We start from the raw sequence: 1,038 nt of genomic DNA on the forward strand, positions 1-1,038 counted from the left end.
GTAAACGGCCTGTCCTTTGGGGTTACGGATAGCCATAGCCGCCACCTGATCGGCGTTTTTAAAGTCTTGTTTAATATCGATACTCCGACGCACGCCATCAGTGGTAACATTACCTACTGAAGCCAGGATATTCTCACTGCCGATAGCATCAGTAATGTCCTTGAAACCGATTTGTGCTGCCGTCATCTTATTCATATCCACATTAACCTGGATCTCGGGCGTTAATGCACCTACTTCATCAACCTTCGAAATTTCCTTATAACTTTCAATATCGTCTTTTAAGTTATCGGCGTATTCCTTTAATTTTTTCAGGTCGTAATTACCTGATATATTGATATAAAGAATCGGAAGATCGGCAACATTAATGTCACTTATGGTTGATTCCTTAAGGTTGTCATCATTTTGTGGCAGATCCGACTTTGCTTTATCAACAGCCTCCTTAACATCAATCTTGGCATCTCTAATGTCTATATTGGCATTAAACTCAGCTGTTATTAACGATATGTTTTGAGCCGAGTTTGAGGTTACCTTTTTAAGCCCCTTTAATGATTTTAACTTTTTCTCAATCTGGCGTGTAACAAGGTTTTCCACATTTTGAGGAGATTGCCCTATAAATGCGGTTGAAACAAACACCTTCGATTGCGCTATATCCGGGAAGTTTTCTTTTGGAAGGTTGTTATAACTAACCAAACCCAATACCGTAACCAAAAATATGAGCACATATATGGCTGTTTTATTATCGATGGCCCAACTTGAGGGCCCAAATTCTTTATTCAGATCTTTCATAATTAATAGATCAAGTGTTTAATAAATTAATTAGCTGACTCTAAAACCTTAATTTTATCACCATCCTCAATTTCGGTAGCGCCTTCAGTAACCAGCATATCACCAGCGCCTAATCCCGATAATATTTCTGTTTGACCGCCATAAGTGGCTCCCGATTTAACATTTACTTTTTTAGCAATTCCATTTTGATTAAGGAAAACATAATCGCCTGATTCTGATTTTTGGATTGCTTTTACAGGTACTGCTATAGTA

2 protein-coding genes are annotated in these 1,038 nt (G+C 38.1%); both read right to left on the reverse strand.

The window, feature by feature from the left end:
• Nucleotides 1–786 (reverse strand): efflux RND transporter permease subunit (locus AC1DPZ_RS27830; protein WP_477409639.1); only part of this gene is annotated, 786 nt, incomplete at its 3' end.
• Nucleotides 787–812: 26 nt separating this feature from the next.
• Nucleotides 813–1,038 (reverse strand): permuted SH3 domain-containing protein (locus tag AC1DPZ_RS27835; protein WP_477409641.1); only part of this gene is annotated, 226 nt, incomplete at its 5' end.

The organism is Mucilaginibacter sp. P4_G9 (assembly GCF_056400985.1).